Here is a 15,892-nt window from a genome sequence, read left to right on the forward strand (position 1 = left end):
TTTTATAATCTCGCCCATGCCTCTAATAACGTCCTCTTGGCATTGGCTATAACCACTTCCGGTGACTCATTGGGAAGAGGTTTTACCTCAAAGCTTACTATAGGAGGATTGGTGTCATTTAAAAAGCCTATATCAAAGAGTACCCTGAGGAATTGCACAAGCTGCGGCACATCGTTTTCTCCTCCCTTTATACCGAACCTGGGATGAGCGTCACCGTAAGCCACGTGGTCTTTATCTTTCACAACGCAATTGCCTATATGGACATGGGTCAGATGATCTTTTACAGGTATGAGAGCCTGCTCAGGGGTTTCATTTAGCAGCGGCAAGTGACTCAAATCCACCACCAGCCCAAAATTATCGCATTTCTTCTTCACCATTTCAGCAAGCTGTACCGCATCAGCAGTGGGACCAATAAGGGATTTTTTCTCTACGTCTCTGTCAAACACCTCCAACTCTACCAGCATATCTCCTTTGGATTTAGCGTAATCGCAAATCTCCTGTATAGACTCACAGAGCAACTCCATAGCCTTTTGTTTGTTTTCTTCGCCAGGGTATTTCCCGCTTAAAAACGCTATACCCTGCGCACCCAGGTAATAGGCTTCGTCCACCCCTTCTTTTATGGTGTCCACAGCTTTTCTCCTCAGACTTTCGTCAAAAGAGTTGAGGTCAAAGCCCGTGGTCAACAACCGAGGTTGTGCGCCGTAAGCCACAGTAACATGGGCCGCCTCCAATCGATTTTTGACCTTATCTCTCACAGAATCATCCTTAACCCATGAGACCTCTACGGCGTTAAAGAACTCGTCCTCCAGTATTTTCTGCAATGTCTCAAAGACAGGTCCTTCTCCTTTCATGGTGTCAGGAAACGCCATAAAGTGAATTATCCCCACCTTCATGTACTTATACATGCTTTCATTCACCCTGATCTACCTCCTTAATCATATTTCAGCCAGTTTATCGTAAATTGGCTCAAGGGCTTTGTAAATTTCGTTGTAAATACCGTACAGTTTAGAATAAAGCCTGTAATTGCCCCCGTCAGGCAAATACTCTTTTACAATGCCGTTGAGCCTCTTAGAGCAAGCTTTCGCATCGCCAAACACCCCAACGCCGGTGCCGGCCAGTATCATCGCACCCAATGACGCCGCATCGGTTACTGCTGGGACTTTTATGGGCCTTCCGCATACGTCAGCCTTTATCTGGTTCCACAAAGCGCCTTTCGCGCCGCCCCCCATAGCCACGATCTCGTCTACAGATAGCCCCATAGACTGCAATATATCCAGGCATGCCCTTATCTCATAAGCCACACCTTCCAGTATAGCCCTGCCTATGTCTCTCTTTTTGGTATTGAGGGTAAGCCCCAGCAAAGCTCCTCGTGCACTGGCATTCCACCTGGTGGATTTAGCCCCCATAAAAAAAGGTAAAAGCACTAAACCACCAGCCCCCGGGGAACTCATGGCCAGTTCTCTGTCGATAAGCGCGTAATCCCTTTCCCCGATCTCACCGGCTACAGACGTCTCCATGGCGCAGAAGTTGTCCCTAAACCACCTGTTTATAGTGCCAGACGTGGTCATCCCCTGCTCTATAAGCCAATGACCTCTCAAAACGTGGCAGGATATTATAACCCTTTCATCTACCTGGTCTACCAAGACATCGGTCCCCATAGACACATTGGTAGTAGTACCTGTAGACTCCATGGCCCGGTTTCCAAAAATCCCTGCTCCCAGCGCTTCACACTGCCTGTCACCGCCTCCCACCACCACCGGGATTCCTGACCTGATCCCCATCAATGGCGCCACGTCGTCCTTTACGTACCCCACCACTTCGTCGGAATACTTTATCGGTGGAAACTGCTCTTCTTTTACGCCTATGTAGTCAAATATGTCTTTAATCCAGCACCTGTTCTTTACATCCAGCATCATGGTCCTGGACGCCAGGGAGTAATCGGTGGCGCACTCCCCCGTCAGTTTATAGGCTATATACTCTTTGGGCTGCAGGAATTTATAGGCCTTCTGGATGATCTCGGGCCTGTTTTCTTTGTACCATAAAAGCTTTGTAGCAGTAAAAGTAGAATCAGGGATCATCCCTGTCATCCTGTGGAGGTTTTCCCTGCCGTAATGATCCACCAATTCCTCAGCCTGGCCCTTTGCCCGCCTATCCATCCACAATATGGCATCATCCAGCTTATTTCCCTCCCTGTCAATGGGCACCACCGTTTCGCGCTGGGAGGAAAGCCCTATTGCTATTATCTCCGGCATGTCCTCAAGCGATGCAATGCAGCCCTTAACCGTGCTTACAGCCGCACCCCACCAATCATCGGGGTCCTGCTGCGCCCATGTAGGCTTTTCCTGATATATAGGGTACTCCTTACCCTGTTCCGCAAGTATTCTGCCCTCCAGGTCAAATACGATGGCCTTGCACGCAGTAGTACCTATATCCAGCGTCAATATGGCCTTCAACATCCCCACCACCTTTCCAAGATCCGCCTTTTTACCTCACCAGTATATCCGGCCTTAAAACCCTCTGCCCTTCATACTCTACTTCTATCAAGGGATACTCCCCCGTCTGGGTGATAATTTCGTTTTCCCCTTCACGAACCAGTATGGTATCTTCTGACTTGGTCCCGCTTATGGAAGGATTCCATGCAAACGCTTGGTTTGCACCTATTACAATATCCATATCAGGAGTGGCTTTATATTCCCGGGAACTATAACCAGTAAGCCCTCCTTGATGGTGGCATTTCCATTGCCCCTCAAAACCCGTCTCTTGGTACGCCTTTATGGCCTTTTTGAATACCTGACCCACGGTGTTGCCCGGCCTGGTATTGGCTATAAAACACGCGTCTACTCTTACAACAGCTTCAAACCTTTTCCTTATCTCATCAGGTACCTGTCCAAAGCAAACAAGCCTTGTAGCGGATACCCATAAGCCGAACTTCATGGCATTCACCGCTACAAGGGCGTACTTGTCCAATCTCTTATCCGTGGGCAACGGATGGCGGTATTTTTCCGCGCGCCAGTCCGTCCCTACCAGGTGCACAAAAGGCTCCAGCCCTCTATCAAGGCACTTTTTACACAACACCCCGCTTATCTCCCACTCGCTCATCCCCGGCAATATCTCCCGACAAGTCTCCTCCACCGCCTGACCTACCAGTCTGCCAATCACCTTGTACCTTTCTACATCTTCCTCGCACAGCGTGTACCTAAGCAAGGATATTTCCTTTTTAAGCTGCACATCAGTTATGAACTTGCCATTTCCCAGCGCGCTATATATGCACCTATTCTGCCCGTTAACCTCATGCCAGCCGTATTCAATTACCTCTATCTCATCGCCGATCTCTTCTTCTTTCAGCCTTTGAGCTTCGATATTATTAGCTATGAGAAAAACGCGGTCTTTGGTTATGAGAATCGGGGCAACAGACCCTTCGCTGTTGCCGTTTATATAAGCTCTGCCTCCTGTAAGCCACGAAAAATTGACCTGCTGGGTAACGAGGATGCCTTCCACGCTGCACTCCTTTAACAAATCCCTCAGCATCTTAACTCTTGCAAGAAAGATAGACATATCGCCACTACCACCTTTAACAGATTACAACCTTAACCATATCCTCCAACCTGCGAAGGACTTCCTCATCGGCATTACCTGCCAGTATCAAGCAGTCCACATCTGAAAAAGACGCAAAAGTAATCAACGCATTTTTACCTATCTTGCTGGAATCTGCCACCACTATTTTTTCTCTGGCCGCCCGTATCATCGATTTTTTCACTTCCGCGCCGTAAATATCAGACGTGGTAAAGCCCTTTGTGAGGGTTATTCCGCTGGTGGCTATAAACGCCACATCCACATTGTAACTTTCAATGCTCTTCTGGGTTTCAGGACCGTACAAAGCCATGGCCTCTCCTGATAATTTACCTCCTGTCACGAAGACGTTTATGGCGCTTTTTTCTTTAAGTTCGTAGGCTATGTTTATATCATTGGTGATAACTGTCATCTTTTTGTTATCAAGCTTTCTGGCTATTTGAAAAGTAGTAGTACCTGCATCCAGCAGCACAATGCTCCCTTCTTTTATAAACTCCACAGCCTTTTCGGCTACAAGCTTTTTCTCTTCCAGGTTTTCCGTCGCCCTTATGGAAAGAGGTGGCACAGTGGCGCTTTCCACAAGCACAGCGCCACCGTAGTTTCGCTCCAGTATTCCCTCGTTTTCCAGAGCTTCTAAATCCCTTCTTATAGTCTCCTCAGATACGTTAAACAAGCGGCTTAGCTCATTTACCTTTACGTACTTTTTTTCTAATATGATCCTTTTTATTTCTCTCTTTCTGCTCGCAGCTATCAATCAGATCCCTACTTTCCCAGTTTATTTAAAACTTCTCTGTTCACCAAAGTCCTTGGCACCCTGCCCTCATAAGCATCCAGTATGTTGCTGGCAGCGAGTATGCCCATATCCTCCCTAGACTTGGTCGTAGCGCTTCCGATGTGGGGCAGTAGCACCACATTGTCCATCTCATATAATTCCGGTTCTGCTGCCGGCTCGTTCTCATATACGTCCAGCCCTGCAGCAAATATCTTTCCCTCTTTAAGCGCCCTGACCAACGCCTTTTCGTCTACGATAGGACCTCTCGCTGTATTTATCAAAACAGCCGTCTTCTTCATCAAATCAAACTCCTTATCCCCTATAAGATGCCTTGTAGACGGCAACAGCGGGCAATGGATGGACACGAAATCCGATTCTCTCAACAAAGTCTCCTTATCCACATACTGACCGCCTGTTTGCTCTTCAAATCGGGGGTTGGGTTTTTCATCAGCGTACAATATCCTCATGTTAAATCCCTTAGCCTTCACGGCAAATGCAGTGCCTATCCTGCCAGCACCTATAACGCCTAAGGTCTTCCCCGATACACCCTGTCCTAACAACAGCATAGGGCTCCAGCTTTTATACTTGCCCGCTCTAAAGTATTTATCCGCTTCCACAATCCTGCGGGCAGCAGCAAACAGCAATGCCCATGCCAGCTCAGCTGTGGCATCAGTCAACACATCAGGGGTATTTGAAATCATGACGCCTCGCTGTGTAGCCGCATCCACATCTATATTGTCGTAGCCCACAGCGTAGTTAGCAATTATCTTAACCCCTTTAGCAGCATCCAGCAACTCGGCATCCACTTTATCCACCAGCTGGGTCAGTACGGCATCCCTGCCCTTCACCTTTTCCAGTATCTCTTCCCTGGTAAGAGGCCTATCCTCAGGATTAACTTCGACGTTAAAGTGCTGCTCTAAAAATTCCATCGCAGCAGGGGGCAACATCCTGGTAACGTAAACATTCCACTTTTCCACCTTAAAAACCTCCTCCGTGTATTTTTACATTATTCTATCCAATACATCTTTAAGGGCTTTATAAGCTACGCCAAAAAGCTCAGGGCCACCGCCCGGCAAGCTGTTGTTCAAATGGGGTTCTATGGACAAAAAGCCTTCAAATCCGCCTTCATACAGGCTTTTGAGCAGCTCCTCTACGCGCCCATCGCCCTGCCCTACAGGCGTCACCACACCTCCATCAAATTTAGCATCCTTTATGTGTACGTACTTAATATAGTCTTTTAAAAGTTCATAGGCATCAGGATAAGGCACTACGCCGCACTGAACAAAATTGGCAGGATCAAAGGTAGCCCAAAGGTTAGGGCTGTTTACGCCCTTTAAAATCTTCAAACACCTATCAGCCGTATCGCCGTATATATCTTTCTCGTTTTCATGGAGGAGCACCAGGTCCTCCGCCCTGGCCATGTCAGCCATTTTGCCTATCCTGTCCACCACCATGCTCTCGTACTCATCCGCTTTCCCTTTGGGAGGATAAAAGGAAAACATCCTTATATATCTGGTACCCAATATATGAGCCACTTCCATGCACCATTTAAATTTATCCAGGTACTTATCAAAGTCCACCGATATGTCCACCTTGCCGATAGGCGAGCCCACTGCAGATACCTTAAATCCTCTGCTGTCCAGCCTTTCCTTTATGCCTTCCAGCTCTTGTTTCGTGTAATCCAGCACAGGCTTATCAGCAGATCTAAATTCTATATACTTTACGCCGTGAGCGTCCAGCACGTCCATCTGCACACCCAGGTCCTTGCTGATCTCATCGGCAAATGCAGACAACACAAACCGCGCCATAAGCACTCCCCCTTTTACCCTCATTTTAACGGAAGCTTTACGGGTTCATGCCTTCTCGCCGACTCGTATATAGCCAGGATGATTTCAAGGGGTTTTCTCCCCTCTTCCCCTGTGACCTTAGGATCCCTGCCCTCGTGTATAGCATCAATCATGTCCTGGATCTCTTTTTTATGGGAGCTATGCCATATATCAGCTGAGCTGGTGCCCACAATCAATTTCTCTTTGACATCAGCCGTCTCCGGTTTTGCCTCACCACTTTTGAGTTTCCACTCCTTAACCCTGTCATTTTCCACAATAACGCTTCCTTCGGTTCCATATATGTCCAATCGCGTGCAAAAGCCAGGGTATGCCGCTGTGTTGCCTTCAATAACCCCTATGGCTCCGTTTTTAAATTTTACCGCCGCTATGGCCTCGTCCTCCACCTCTATCCTCACGTGAGCTCTGGTAGCGCAATAAGCGTAAACTTCCTCCACGGGTCCCATGATGTGCTGCAAAAGGTCCACGTAGTGTATAGACTGATTCATCAACGCCCCTCCGCCGTCCAATTCCCACGTACCTCTCCAATCGCCGCTGTCATAATACTCCTGGCTCCTGTACCACTTGGTATGAGAACCGCCGAAGTTCAACTGGCCCAACTTGCCCTCATCCACTGCTTTTTTAAGTACCACGATATCGTCGTCAAAGCGGTGCTGGGATATGGTGCACAGCTTAACTCCAGCTTCACGGCAAGCTTTTATAAGAGCATCAGCTTTTTCCAGCGTCACATCTATGGGCTTTTCCACTATGACATGCTTGCCCGCGCTGGCAGCGTCAATCCCTACCATGGCGTGCAAACCACTGGGTGTGGTTACGTTTACTACGTCCACATCTTCCCTTTTCAACAGCTGGTGATAGTCGGTATAATAATCGCAATTGTACTCCTGGGCAAGCTTTTTAGCCCTTTCTTCGATTATATCAGCTACAGCCACCAGTTGAGCGTCAGGCAACTCGCTTATACATCTGGCGTGGGTTTTAGATATAACTCCACACCCCACAATAGCAAAACCCAGCTTTTTTTTCATCTTTAATCCCCCTAACTAATCCCAAATAATTGTTGCTTTATGCCTGTTTAATATTATATATTCAACATAAATCAAAAAAATCCTTCATTTTTTAAAAAATATAAGAGCTCATGTATCACATAAGCTCTTACATCATTTGTTTTTCAGTTTTTTAAACAACTCGTCCTCGTTTAACCTGTAAGATATGGTAAACAAACTGTCGCTTAAATGAACGCTTTCAACGATTACATCGTCAGGGACATTTATATCCACCGCAGAAAAATTCCAGAACGCTTTAACCCCCACAGCTATCAACCTGTCCGCAATTTCCTGAGCCCTCTCTTTGGGTATAGTCAAAATAGCTATATCTATAGGGTTCTTGCTCACGAAATCTTCCATAAGGTCCACATCCAGCACTTCCACATCCCGGATCTTTAGACCTATAAGTTTAGGATTTACATCAAACAAGGCCTTCAGCCTAAACCCCCAGATCTGGAAATTGGTATAATTGGCTATTGCCTGTCCCAGATTTCCCGCTCCTACTATAATGGAATCATACGTTTTCTCAAGCCCTAATATCATGGTTATCGCATCGTACAGATCTTTAACATTATACCCATAGCCTTGCTGACCAAAACCGCCAAAACTATTGAGATCCTGCCTTATTTGAGAAGCCGTAACACCCATTTTTTTGCTTAATTCCTGCGAAGATATCCTGGTAACACCGTTGTTTAAAAGCTCTCCTAAATACCTATGGTATCGGGGTAATCGCCTTATTATAGCCATAGAAACTTTCGTATCTTTCGCCATATCGTCACCTCTCAATTATACTCCATTTCATTATATATTTTCCAGATCAATAAGTCAATATTGATTGACATTTGAAAATAACGCGATATAATATAAAGAAAAAATATAATTCATCCTTCGGGGCAGGGTGAAATTCCCGACCGGCGGTATGCAGCAATAAGCGCTGCGAGCCCGCAAGCCACACCTGTGGTAGATCTGGTGAGAGGCCAGAGCCGACAGTAAAGTCTGGATGGGAGAAGGATTAATGTCTAATACCTAAGAAAAGTGCATGCCCTGAAGTATTATTACTTCAGGGCTTTTTTAATGCGTTGCCTACATCAGGAGGTGATAAATTGCACAACCCTGAGCATTATATGGAACAGGCATTAAAACTGGCTGCAAAAGGCTGGGGCTTGACAAATCCCAATCCGTTAGTTGGAGCTGTTATAGTAAAAGACGGCAAGATCATAGGCGAAGGCTATCATCAAAAAATCGGAGGTCCCCATGCTGAGATAAACGCCTTGGAAGACGCCCGCAAAAAAGGCCATGACGTTACAGGCAGCACATTGTACGTAAACCTGGAGCCTTGCAGCCATTACGGCAGGACACCGCCCTGCAGCGAAGCTATAATCAAAGCAGGTATCAAAGAGGTTTACGTGGGCATGAAAGACCCCAATCCAAGAGTATCCGGTCGCGGCATAAAAATGCTACAGGATGCTGGTATAGAAGTAAATGTAGGGATTCTAGAAAAAGAAGCCATAAAATTAAACGAAATATTTATAAAGTATATAACGACAAAGATGCCTTTTGTAATTATGAAAGCCGCAATGAGCATAGACGGTAAAATCGCTACATTTACAGGAGACTCAAAATGGATTACATCAGAAACATCCAGAGAATACGTTCGAAGGATACGTGGCAAGGTAGCATCAATAATGGTAGGTGTAAACACGGTTATAAAAGACGATCCACTCCTTACCACCAGGATCGAAGGATTAAAAGACCCTATGAAAATAATAATCGATAGTTACGGCAGAACGCCCTTAAACTCTAATGTTTTAAAATCCGGCGTTAACACCATTATATTTACCACCGATTTGATAGATAAAAATAAATTAAGTGAGCTAAAAAAATACGCTGATGTCATTGTATTAAAAGCAAAATCAACCCATGTCCCCCTTAAAAAGGTCATGGAATACCTGGGACAAATGGAAATTGACAGCGTCCTCTTAGAAGGCGGTGGTACCCTAAATTGGTCAGCAGTTAAAGATGGCATTGTGGACAAAGTAATGTTTTTTATATCCCCGATGATAATAGGCGGTGTAGGAGCAAAAACACCTGTAGAAGGCAATGGATTTGAAACCATAAACCAATGCCTTAGGTTAAAAAACATCACCGTTACTACAGTAGATACCGACATCTTGTTAGAAGGTTATTTTTAAAAAGCCATCTGCGGCATCATATAGAAAGGCAAAGGGGGGATATTTTGTTTACAGGTATAATCGAAGAAATAGGCGTAGTAAAAGAAATATCATCAGGGCAAAATGCAAAAATTTCAATCACGTGTAACAAGGTTTTAGATTCCACTAGCATAGGTGACAGCATAGCTGTAAATGGCGTATGTCTAACCGTAACCCAAAAAACGAATGACGGTTTTACTGCCGATATAATGCCCGAGACGTATAATACGACCACACTGTCGTTTATAAAAAAGGGCGATCGCGTCAATCTAGAAAGAGCTCTTTCTCTAACAAAGAAACTCGGCGGACATATCGTCACGGGTCACGTTGATGGCATTGGCACTATTGTAAATAAGATAAACAAATCAAATGCCGTTATATTTAAGATTACTTTAGAAAATCAATTATTGAAATACATTGCACGCAAAGGTTCTGTAGCCGTTGACGGAATAAGCCTAACCGTAGTTGAGGCTGGCGCGTCTTACTTTACGATTTCTACAATACCACATACCTTAAAGGAAACCACCCTTTCTTTTAAGAAAATAGGCGATAAGGTAAATATAGAGACGGACATATTGGCCAAATATTTAGAAAGACTTACTGCTTTTAAAGATACTTATGAAATCCTTAAAGATTGCGGATTCTTATCAGATCAGAGGTGATTACATGTTTATCTCTATAGAAGAAGCTATAGAAAAAATCAAAGAGGGACAGATGCTCATCGTAGTTGACGATGAAAGTAGAGAAAACGAAGGAGATCTATTGATGGCAGCCGAAAAAGTAAAGGCAGAACACATTAATTTTATGGCCAAATACGGGCGTGGGTTGATTTGCGTACCTATGACTGCTAAAAGGTTAAAGGAACTAGATATCCCGCCCATGGTAAGCCCGAACACCGACGCAAAGGAAACAGCCTTTACTGTTTCGGTAGATTATAAAGGCACGACTACAGGTATATCAGCCTACGAAAGGTCATTGACAATACAAAAATTAATTGATGACAATTCAAAACCTGATGATTTTACGAGACCAGGTCACGTATTCCCGCTTATGGCAAAGGAAGGTGGAGTCCTGGTACGAGCAGGTCATACCGAAGCAGCAGTTGATCTAGCTAGAATAGCTGGGTTAAAACCAGCAGGAGTTATATGCGAGATAATGAAAGACGATGGAAAAATGGCCCGCTTACCTGATTTGATAGAATTTGCCACAAAGCATCACCTGTCAATAGTATCTATTGAAGAATTAATCAGGTACAGGCGCAAAACAGAAAATTTAGTAAAAAGGATAGCAGAAGCGCAATTGCCCACCAGATACGGGGATTTTAAAATAATCGGTTATGAAGAGGCAATCAACGGTAAGCAACACATAGCTCTTGTAAAGGAACCTATAGGCCCTGAGCCTACTTTGGTAAGGGTACACTCCGAATGCCTTACAGGAGACGTACTTGGGTCATTGAGGTGCGATTGCGGCGATCAACTGCATAAAGCCATGGAGATCATTGGGCAAAAAGGCGGGGTGCTCCTTTATCTAAGACAGGAAGGCAGAGGTATTGGACTGCTTAACAAAATAAAGGCATATCACCTGCAAGACAAAGGCTATGACACTGTAGAGGCCAACATACGCCTGGGATTCCCCGAGGACTTGAGAGAATACGGTATAGGGGCGCAAATCCTAAAGGACCTGGGGTTAAAAAAATTGAGGATCCTCACTAACAACCCAAAGAAGTTGTCCGGTCTTACCGGATATGGCCTTGAAATCGTAGAGAGGGTTCCCATAGAGATTTGCCCCAATGAGCACAACGAATATTACCTTAAAACCAAAAAGCTTAAAATGGGACACATATTAAGCTATAACTTCAAAGGAGGAGCATAAAATATGACCAATGTGTACGAAGGAAAACTGGTAGGTAGTGGTAAAAAATTTGGCATAGTTATAAGCAGGTTCAACGAGTTTATAACCAGTAAACTGTTATCAGGTGCAATAGATGCATTGACAAGGCATGGAGTAAATGAATCTGACATCCAAATAGTTTGGACACCTGGATCTTTTGAAATACCATTAATAGCAAAAAAGATGGCCCAAAGCAAGAAATATGACGCCATTATATGCCTAGGCGCTGTCATAAGAGGAGAAACCCCTCACTTTGATTACGTGGCTGCAGAGGTTTCAAAAGGAATAGCAAAAATATCCCTTGATACAGGTATACCTGTGATATTCGGCGTGTTAACAACAGATACTATAGATCAAGCCATCTCCAGAGCAGGAACAAAATCAGGCAACAAAGGATTTGAGGCCGCTGTAGCAGCCATAGAAATGGCCAACCTGTGTGAATTGCTGGAAAGGAACTTTTAATTGTGTTAAAATAGCACTGGGAGGTTTACATGATGCTAATTCTCAGTGCTAAAAATATCACCAAATCTTACGGAATAGACACGGTATTAAAGGACATAAATTTTAACGTAAATTCCGATGACAAAATAGGTATCGTAGGCGTAAATGGCGCAGGTAAGTCCACTCTGCTTAAAATACTGGCAGGACTGCTTTCTCCTGATGAAGGGGAAGTCAAAATATACGGCGTGGATACAAAAGTGGGTTACCTGGATCAAAACGGCGTTTTTGATTCTCCCAATACAGTTTACTACGAGCTATTGAGCGTATTTGACGACCTGATGCAACTGGAAAAGGAGATACACCAAAAGGAACGCGAAATTTCATCTTGCGATGATGGCGATAGATTGCAACAGTTGTTGGATGAGTACGCTGCCATGAGGGACAGATTTGAAAAATCCGGGGGATTTGAATTCGAAAGCAGAATAAAGGGGGTCCTGGCCGGGCTGGGCTTTGGAAAGGAAAGCTATGAAATGCCTATAAGCGCCCTAAGCGGCGGTGAAAAGACCAGGATAGCCTTGGGCAAGCTATTGTTAAAAAAACCCGACATATTGCTTCTGGATGAACCTACAAACCACCTTGACCTGGATTCCTGTGAATGGCTGGAGGATTTTTTAAGAGATTATAAAGGCTGTGTTATGATCGTATCCCACGACAGGTACTTTTTAGATAAAACTACAAACCGGACCTTTTATATAAAAAATGGAAAATTAAGTGAATACAACGGAAATTACTCGTATTACGTACAACAAAGCCAATTGCAAAAAGAAATAGCTGAAAAAAGGTATAAACAACAACAACGGGAAATCGCCAGAATAAAAGAAATAATAGCCGTGCAAAAAGCCCGTGGCACGGAAAAAAGCGTTAAGATGGCCCAAAGCAAGCAAAAAATGCTGGACAGGATGGAACTTGTAGAGAAGCCCGAAGGCGAAGATCCTCAGCCTTATTTTTTCTTCGACATAGATGTAGAGTCATCCAACGACGTTTTAAAGGTGGAAAATCTCTCTAAATCCTTTGATAGGCAGATTTTTAAAGGGGTTTCTTTTAGCATCCAAAAACAAGAAAGGGTGGCCATAATAGGGCCCAATGGCTCAGGAAAATCCACTGTATTCAAAATAATATGTGGCGTAATTCCCTCCGACAGTGGAACAATACAGTACGGCAACAATGTGCGCATTGGGTATTACGATCAAGAGCTGTCCAGCCTCCACCCTGATAAATCTGTTCTGGACGAGCTTTGGGATGAATACCCTCGCATGACGCAAACAGAAGTAAGGAGCATATTAGGGTGTTTTCTCTTTAAGAACGACGATGTTTTCAAAAAGGTCAAGGATTTAAGCGGTGGAGAAAAAGCCCGCCTTTGTATGGCCAAATTAATGCTTAAAAACGCCAATTTTCTTTTGCTGGATGAGCCTACTAACCACTTGGATATAAATTCAAAAGAGGCATTGGAGGATGCACTGAAAAATTACCAAGGCACCATACTGGCTATATCCCACGATAGATACTTTGTTAATAAAATAGCTACCAGGATTTTAGAGCTGACTCCTGAAGGAGTCGTAAATTATTTAGGTAATTACGATTATTATATCGAAAAAAAGAAGAAGGAAAATATAGGTACACAACCTCTTAAAAGCCAAAAAAGCAAAACCCAGGAGAGAAACGAGAGAAAAAAGGAGAGAGAAAAAAAACAGCTCGCCGCTCAGCATAAGCGCCAGCTATCCGAGCTAGAGCAAAATATAATCGACACAGAAAAGAAAATCGCAGAATATGAAAAGTTGCTATGCAATCCAGACATATACAAAGATCCCACCAAAGCAGCTGATATAAACAGAGAATACAATTCCCTAAAAAAACAACTGGATAACCTATACGAACAGTGGGCATTTCTGCTTCAATGACCTCAGTACCCTCTCTCATAGGATACCTGATTTATCAGCGGCTGGCCCTTGACGTAGCGCCGGATATTCTCTATCAGAATTCCCACCGCCCTCTCGTCGTAATTGGGTGATAAACCCGAAATGTGTGGCGTTATAATGACGTTCTCCATATCCCACAGAGGGCTATCCTGTGGCAACGGCTCTTCCTCAAATACGTCCAGAGCCGCTCCCTTTAATTTTCCACTTTTTAGTGCCTGGATCAAGGCGCTTTCATCCACCACCTTTCCCCTGCCTATGTTTATAAAATAAGCGCCGTCCTTCATGGCGTCAAACTGCGCCGCGCCTATTAGATGGTATGTGCTATCAGTAAGAGGTAGCGTATTTACTACAAAATCGCAAAGAGGCAACATATCATCTAGCTGCCCTTCTGAATACATCACATCCACGCACTCCTCAGGCTTTCCTGACCTTCTGTAACCTAAAACCCGCATGCCCATTGCCTTGCCTAACTCAGCCGTCCTCCTGCCTATATCCCCAATGCCCAACACGCCTAATGTCTTTTTGTATAGCTCGTCAGGACGCCTTTTTTTCCACAGCTTTTTACTTTGCTGATTCCTGAAAACGTGCAATCCTTTAACCAATTCCAGCATTACACCCAGTATGTACTCAGGTATTTGCACGCTGTGCACACCGCTGGAGTTGGTGAGGATTATACCTTTGTCTTTCATGTAGTGAAGGTCGTAATTATCAACACCGGCGCTCCACACGTGAACCCATTTTAGATTATCGCCAGCCTTTATAAGCTCGTCTTCCACCTCTCCAGCCATCACCTCCACGCCTTTAACCACCTTTAAAGCGGCTTCCATATCAGGTGCCACCACCACATCAAACCCTGCCGCCGCTTCCCTTATTTTTTTCACCAGCTCTTCAGATATCTTATTTTTTCTAAATAACATCCTTTTCACAATATGCACCCCTTTTTGAATTCATTAAATTTTACAAACAATCCACAATATCCACAGGTTATCCACAAGACAAGCCCTTTTTTACCTCATGCGCTGATATTTATCCACAATATCCACTGTCAAAGTATTCACAGAGACAGATTGGCTACGGCATTTAAATCAAGGTCAGACACATAACCGCCAATATACCTGTAATAAGCAGCCGCAGCGATCATGGCAGCATTATCCGTGCAAAAAACAGGCGGAGGGCTATACACCCTAACGCCGTATTCCTCAGCCATCTCTTTCACCTTTTTCCTCAAACCGCTGTTGGATGCCACACCTCCTGCTATAGCTATCGTCTTGATCCCCGCATCTTTCGCTGCTTCAAAGAGCTTAAACGCCAGCACGTCTACCACAGCCTTTTGAAAACTCGCGGCCACATCCGCCAGAGGGGCATCAGGGTGTTTTTTCAGGTAATTGATAACCGCCGTCTTTATGCCGCTAAAGCTGAAATCGTAGTTCCCCTTTTGCATAAAAGCCATAGGGAAGTCTATGGTAGCTGATCCTTCTTTGGCTAATTTATCCACAGCAGGTCCTCCAGGATACCCTAGGCCCAGCACCCTGGCTACCTTATCAAAAGCCTCTCCTGCTGCATCATCGGTAGTTTTACCCATCACCTCAAATTCCGTATAATCTTTTACCAGCACTATGTGGCTATGCCCACCTGAGGCCACCAGACACACGTATGGCGGGCAAAGATCAGAATTGCCCAGGTAATTAGCTGCGATATGCCCCTCTATATGATTCACCCCTACAAAGGGAATACCTTTTGCATAAGAAATGGCCTTAGCCTCTGACAGGCCTACAAGAAGAGAACCTATTAACCCGGGGCCGTACGTCACCCCTATGAGGTCTATCCCGTCAAAATCCGTCTTCGCATCCTCCAACGCCTTCAATATAACGCTATCTATCACCTCGATATGCTTTCTCGACGCGATCTCAGGGACAACACCTCCAAACTGCTGGTGTACATTTACCTGAGATGATATTACGTTGGATCTAACATACCTGCCATTTACCACAACGGCAGATGCGGTTTCATCGCACGAGGATTCTATGCCCAACACTACTAATTCTTTTGCCTCCAATTGTTTCACCTCAATTACCATTTGTTTACATTATAATTATATGCCATTTTATTTTTACAGTCAAATAATACGCACATAAAAAATAGGCCA

Annotated in this window: 15 protein-coding genes and 1 riboswitch; of the genes, 5 read left to right on the plus strand and 10 right to left on the minus strand. The window is 44.6% G+C overall.

Annotation, left to right across the window (positions count from 1 at the left end):
- Positions 1 to 2 precede the first annotated feature (2 nt).
- The 8 genes from CALPO_RS0108240 to CALPO_RS0108275 form a co-directional block, all read right to left on the minus strand.
- Positions 3 to 917 carry a sugar phosphate isomerase/epimerase family protein gene (locus CALPO_RS0108240; RefSeq protein WP_026486877.1) on the minus strand — a complete coding sequence of 305 codons (915 nt, stop codon included), beginning with the start codon at positions 915 to 917 and terminating at the stop codon, positions 3 to 5.
- An 18-nt stretch (positions 918 to 935) separates the two neighbouring features.
- Positions 936 to 2,456: a xylulokinase gene (gene xylB, locus CALPO_RS0108245; protein ID WP_035172487.1), complete on the minus strand. Its 1,521-nt coding sequence runs from the start codon at positions 2,454 to 2,456 to the stop codon at positions 936 to 938.
- A 28-nt stretch (positions 2,457 to 2,484) separates the two neighbouring features.
- Positions 2,485 to 3,555 carry a M24 family metallopeptidase gene (locus tag CALPO_RS0108250; RefSeq protein ID WP_026486879.1) on the minus strand — a complete coding sequence of 357 codons (1,071 nt, stop codon included), beginning with the start codon at positions 3,553 to 3,555 and terminating at the stop codon, positions 2,485 to 2,487.
- Between the two features lie 16 nt (positions 3,556 to 3,571).
- Positions 3,572 to 4,324: a DeoR/GlpR family DNA-binding transcription regulator gene (locus CALPO_RS0108255; protein ID WP_026486880.1), complete on the minus strand. Its 753-nt coding sequence runs from the start codon at positions 4,322 to 4,324 to the stop codon at positions 3,572 to 3,574.
- 8 nt (positions 4,325 to 4,332) lie between these two features.
- Positions 4,333 to 5,289 carry a 2-hydroxyacid dehydrogenase gene (locus CALPO_RS0108260; RefSeq protein WP_035172731.1) on the minus strand — a complete coding sequence of 319 codons (957 nt, stop codon included), beginning with the start codon at positions 5,287 to 5,289 and terminating at the stop codon, positions 4,333 to 4,335.
- A gap of 54 nt (positions 5,290 to 5,343) precedes the next feature.
- Positions 5,344 to 6,150, minus strand: a complete 807-nt coding sequence (locus CALPO_RS0108265) for a sugar phosphate isomerase/epimerase family protein (RefSeq protein ID WP_026486882.1) — start codon at positions 6,148 to 6,150, stop codon at positions 5,344 to 5,346.
- A 20-nt stretch (positions 6,151 to 6,170) separates the two neighbouring features.
- Positions 6,171 to 7,211, minus strand: a complete 1,041-nt coding sequence (locus CALPO_RS0108270) for a Gfo/Idh/MocA family protein (protein ID WP_035172488.1) — start codon at positions 7,209 to 7,211, stop codon at positions 6,171 to 6,173.
- Positions 7,212 to 7,343: 132 nt separating this feature from the next.
- Positions 7,344 to 8,000, minus strand: coding sequence for a redox-sensing transcriptional repressor Rex (locus tag CALPO_RS0108275; protein ID WP_026486884.1), 657 nt, complete (start codon positions 7,998 to 8,000; stop codon positions 7,344 to 7,346).
- 109 nt (positions 8,001 to 8,109) lie between these two features.
- A riboswitch (FMN riboswitch) is annotated at positions 8,110 to 8,245 on the plus strand.
- A gap of 87 nt (positions 8,246 to 8,332) precedes the next feature.
- Between CALPO_RS0108275 and ribD the strand changes: the two genes are divergently transcribed.
- The 5 genes from ribD to CALPO_RS0108300 are packed head-to-tail and all read left to right on the plus strand — an operon-like array spanning position 8,333 to position 13,728.
- Positions 8,333 to 9,421 (plus strand): bifunctional diaminohydroxyphosphoribosylaminopyrimidine deaminase/5-amino-6-(5-phosphoribosylamino)uracil reductase RibD, encoded by a 1,089-nt coding sequence (gene ribD, locus CALPO_RS0108280; RefSeq protein ID WP_245589932.1) that lies wholly within the window; start codon positions 8,333 to 8,335, stop codon positions 9,419 to 9,421.
- A gap of 44 nt (positions 9,422 to 9,465) precedes the next feature.
- Positions 9,466 to 10,101, plus strand: coding sequence for a riboflavin synthase (locus CALPO_RS0108285; protein ID WP_026486886.1), 636 nt, complete (start codon positions 9,466 to 9,468; stop codon positions 10,099 to 10,101).
- A 4-nt stretch (positions 10,102 to 10,105) separates the two neighbouring features.
- Positions 10,106 to 11,311 (plus strand): bifunctional 3,4-dihydroxy-2-butanone-4-phosphate synthase/GTP cyclohydrolase II, encoded by a 1,206-nt coding sequence (locus CALPO_RS0108290; protein WP_026486887.1) that lies wholly within the window; start codon positions 10,106 to 10,108, stop codon positions 11,309 to 11,311.
- 3 nt (positions 11,312 to 11,314) lie between these two features.
- Positions 11,315 to 11,791 carry a 6,7-dimethyl-8-ribityllumazine synthase gene (gene ribH, locus CALPO_RS0108295; protein ID WP_026486888.1) on the plus strand — a complete coding sequence of 159 codons (477 nt, stop codon included), beginning with the start codon at positions 11,315 to 11,317 and terminating at the stop codon, positions 11,789 to 11,791.
- A gap of 32 nt (positions 11,792 to 11,823) precedes the next feature.
- A complete protein-coding gene (locus tag CALPO_RS0108300) occupies positions 11,824 to 13,728 on the plus strand; it encodes an ABC-F family ATP-binding cassette domain-containing protein (RefSeq protein ID WP_026486889.1) in 1,905 nt (634 codons plus the stop codon).
- Positions 13,729 to 13,730: 2 nt separating this feature from the next.
- On the opposite strand, the gene CALPO_RS0108305 is transcribed toward CALPO_RS0108300, so the two are convergent.
- Together CALPO_RS0108305 and tsaD are read right to left on the minus strand one after the other, a co-directional pair.
- Positions 13,731 to 14,663 (minus strand): D-2-hydroxyacid dehydrogenase, encoded by a 933-nt coding sequence (locus CALPO_RS0108305; protein WP_035172732.1) that lies wholly within the window; start codon positions 14,661 to 14,663, stop codon positions 13,731 to 13,733.
- A 137-nt stretch (positions 14,664 to 14,800) separates the two neighbouring features.
- On the minus strand, positions 14,801 to 15,823 hold the full coding sequence (gene tsaD, locus CALPO_RS0108310) for a tRNA (adenosine(37)-N6)-threonylcarbamoyltransferase complex transferase subunit TsaD (protein WP_035172489.1): 1,023 nt from the start codon (positions 15,821 to 15,823) through the stop codon (positions 14,801 to 14,803).
- Between the last annotated feature and the right edge of the window lie 69 nt (positions 15,824 to 15,892).

It is taken from the genome of Caldanaerobius polysaccharolyticus DSM 13641 (assembly GCF_000427425.1).
Classification (GTDB): domain Bacteria; phylum Bacillota; class Thermoanaerobacteria; order Thermoanaerobacterales; family Caldanaerobiaceae; genus Caldanaerobius; species Caldanaerobius polysaccharolyticus.

What these genes read in the sequence shown, in the direction of transcription:
- CALPO_RS0108270 (WP_035172488.1), bottom strand. Translation starts at nt 7,211, where the DNA reads ATGAAAAAAAAGCTGGGTTTTGCTATTGTGGGGTGTGGAGTTATATCT.
- xylB (WP_035172487.1), bottom strand. Translation starts at nt 2,456, where the DNA reads ATGTTGAAGGCCATATTGACGCTGGATATAGGTACTACTGCGTGCAAG.
- CALPO_RS0108275 (WP_026486884.1), bottom strand. Translation starts at nt 8,000, where the DNA reads ATGGCGAAAGATACGAAAGTTTCTATGGCTATAATAAGGCGATTACCC.
- CALPO_RS0108290 (WP_026486887.1), top strand. Translation starts at nt 10,106, where the DNA reads ATGTTTATCTCTATAGAAGAAGCTATAGAAAAAATCAAAGAGGGACAG.
- tsaD (WP_035172489.1), bottom strand. Translation starts at nt 15,823, where the DNA reads ATGGTAATTGAGGTGAAACAATTGGAGGCAAAAGAATTAGTAGTGTTG.
- CALPO_RS0108305 (WP_035172732.1), bottom strand. Translation starts at nt 14,663, where the DNA reads ATGTTATTTAGAAAAAATAAGATATCTGAAGAGCTGGTGAAAAAAATA.
- CALPO_RS0108250 (WP_026486879.1), bottom strand. Translation starts at nt 3,555, where the DNA reads ATGTCTATCTTTCTTGCAAGAGTTAAGATGCTGAGGGATTTGTTAAAG.
- CALPO_RS0108300 (WP_026486889.1), top strand. Translation starts at nt 11,824, where the DNA reads ATGCTAATTCTCAGTGCTAAAAATATCACCAAATCTTACGGAATAGAC.
- CALPO_RS0108260 (WP_035172731.1), bottom strand. Translation starts at nt 5,289, where the DNA reads ATGTTGCCCCCTGCTGCGATGGAATTTTTAGAGCAGCACTTTAACGTC.
- ribH (WP_026486888.1), top strand. Translation starts at nt 11,315, where the DNA reads ATGACCAATGTGTACGAAGGAAAACTGGTAGGTAGTGGTAAAAAATTT.
- CALPO_RS0108265 (WP_026486882.1), bottom strand. Translation starts at nt 6,150, where the DNA reads ATGGCGCGGTTTGTGTTGTCTGCATTTGCCGATGAGATCAGCAAGGAC.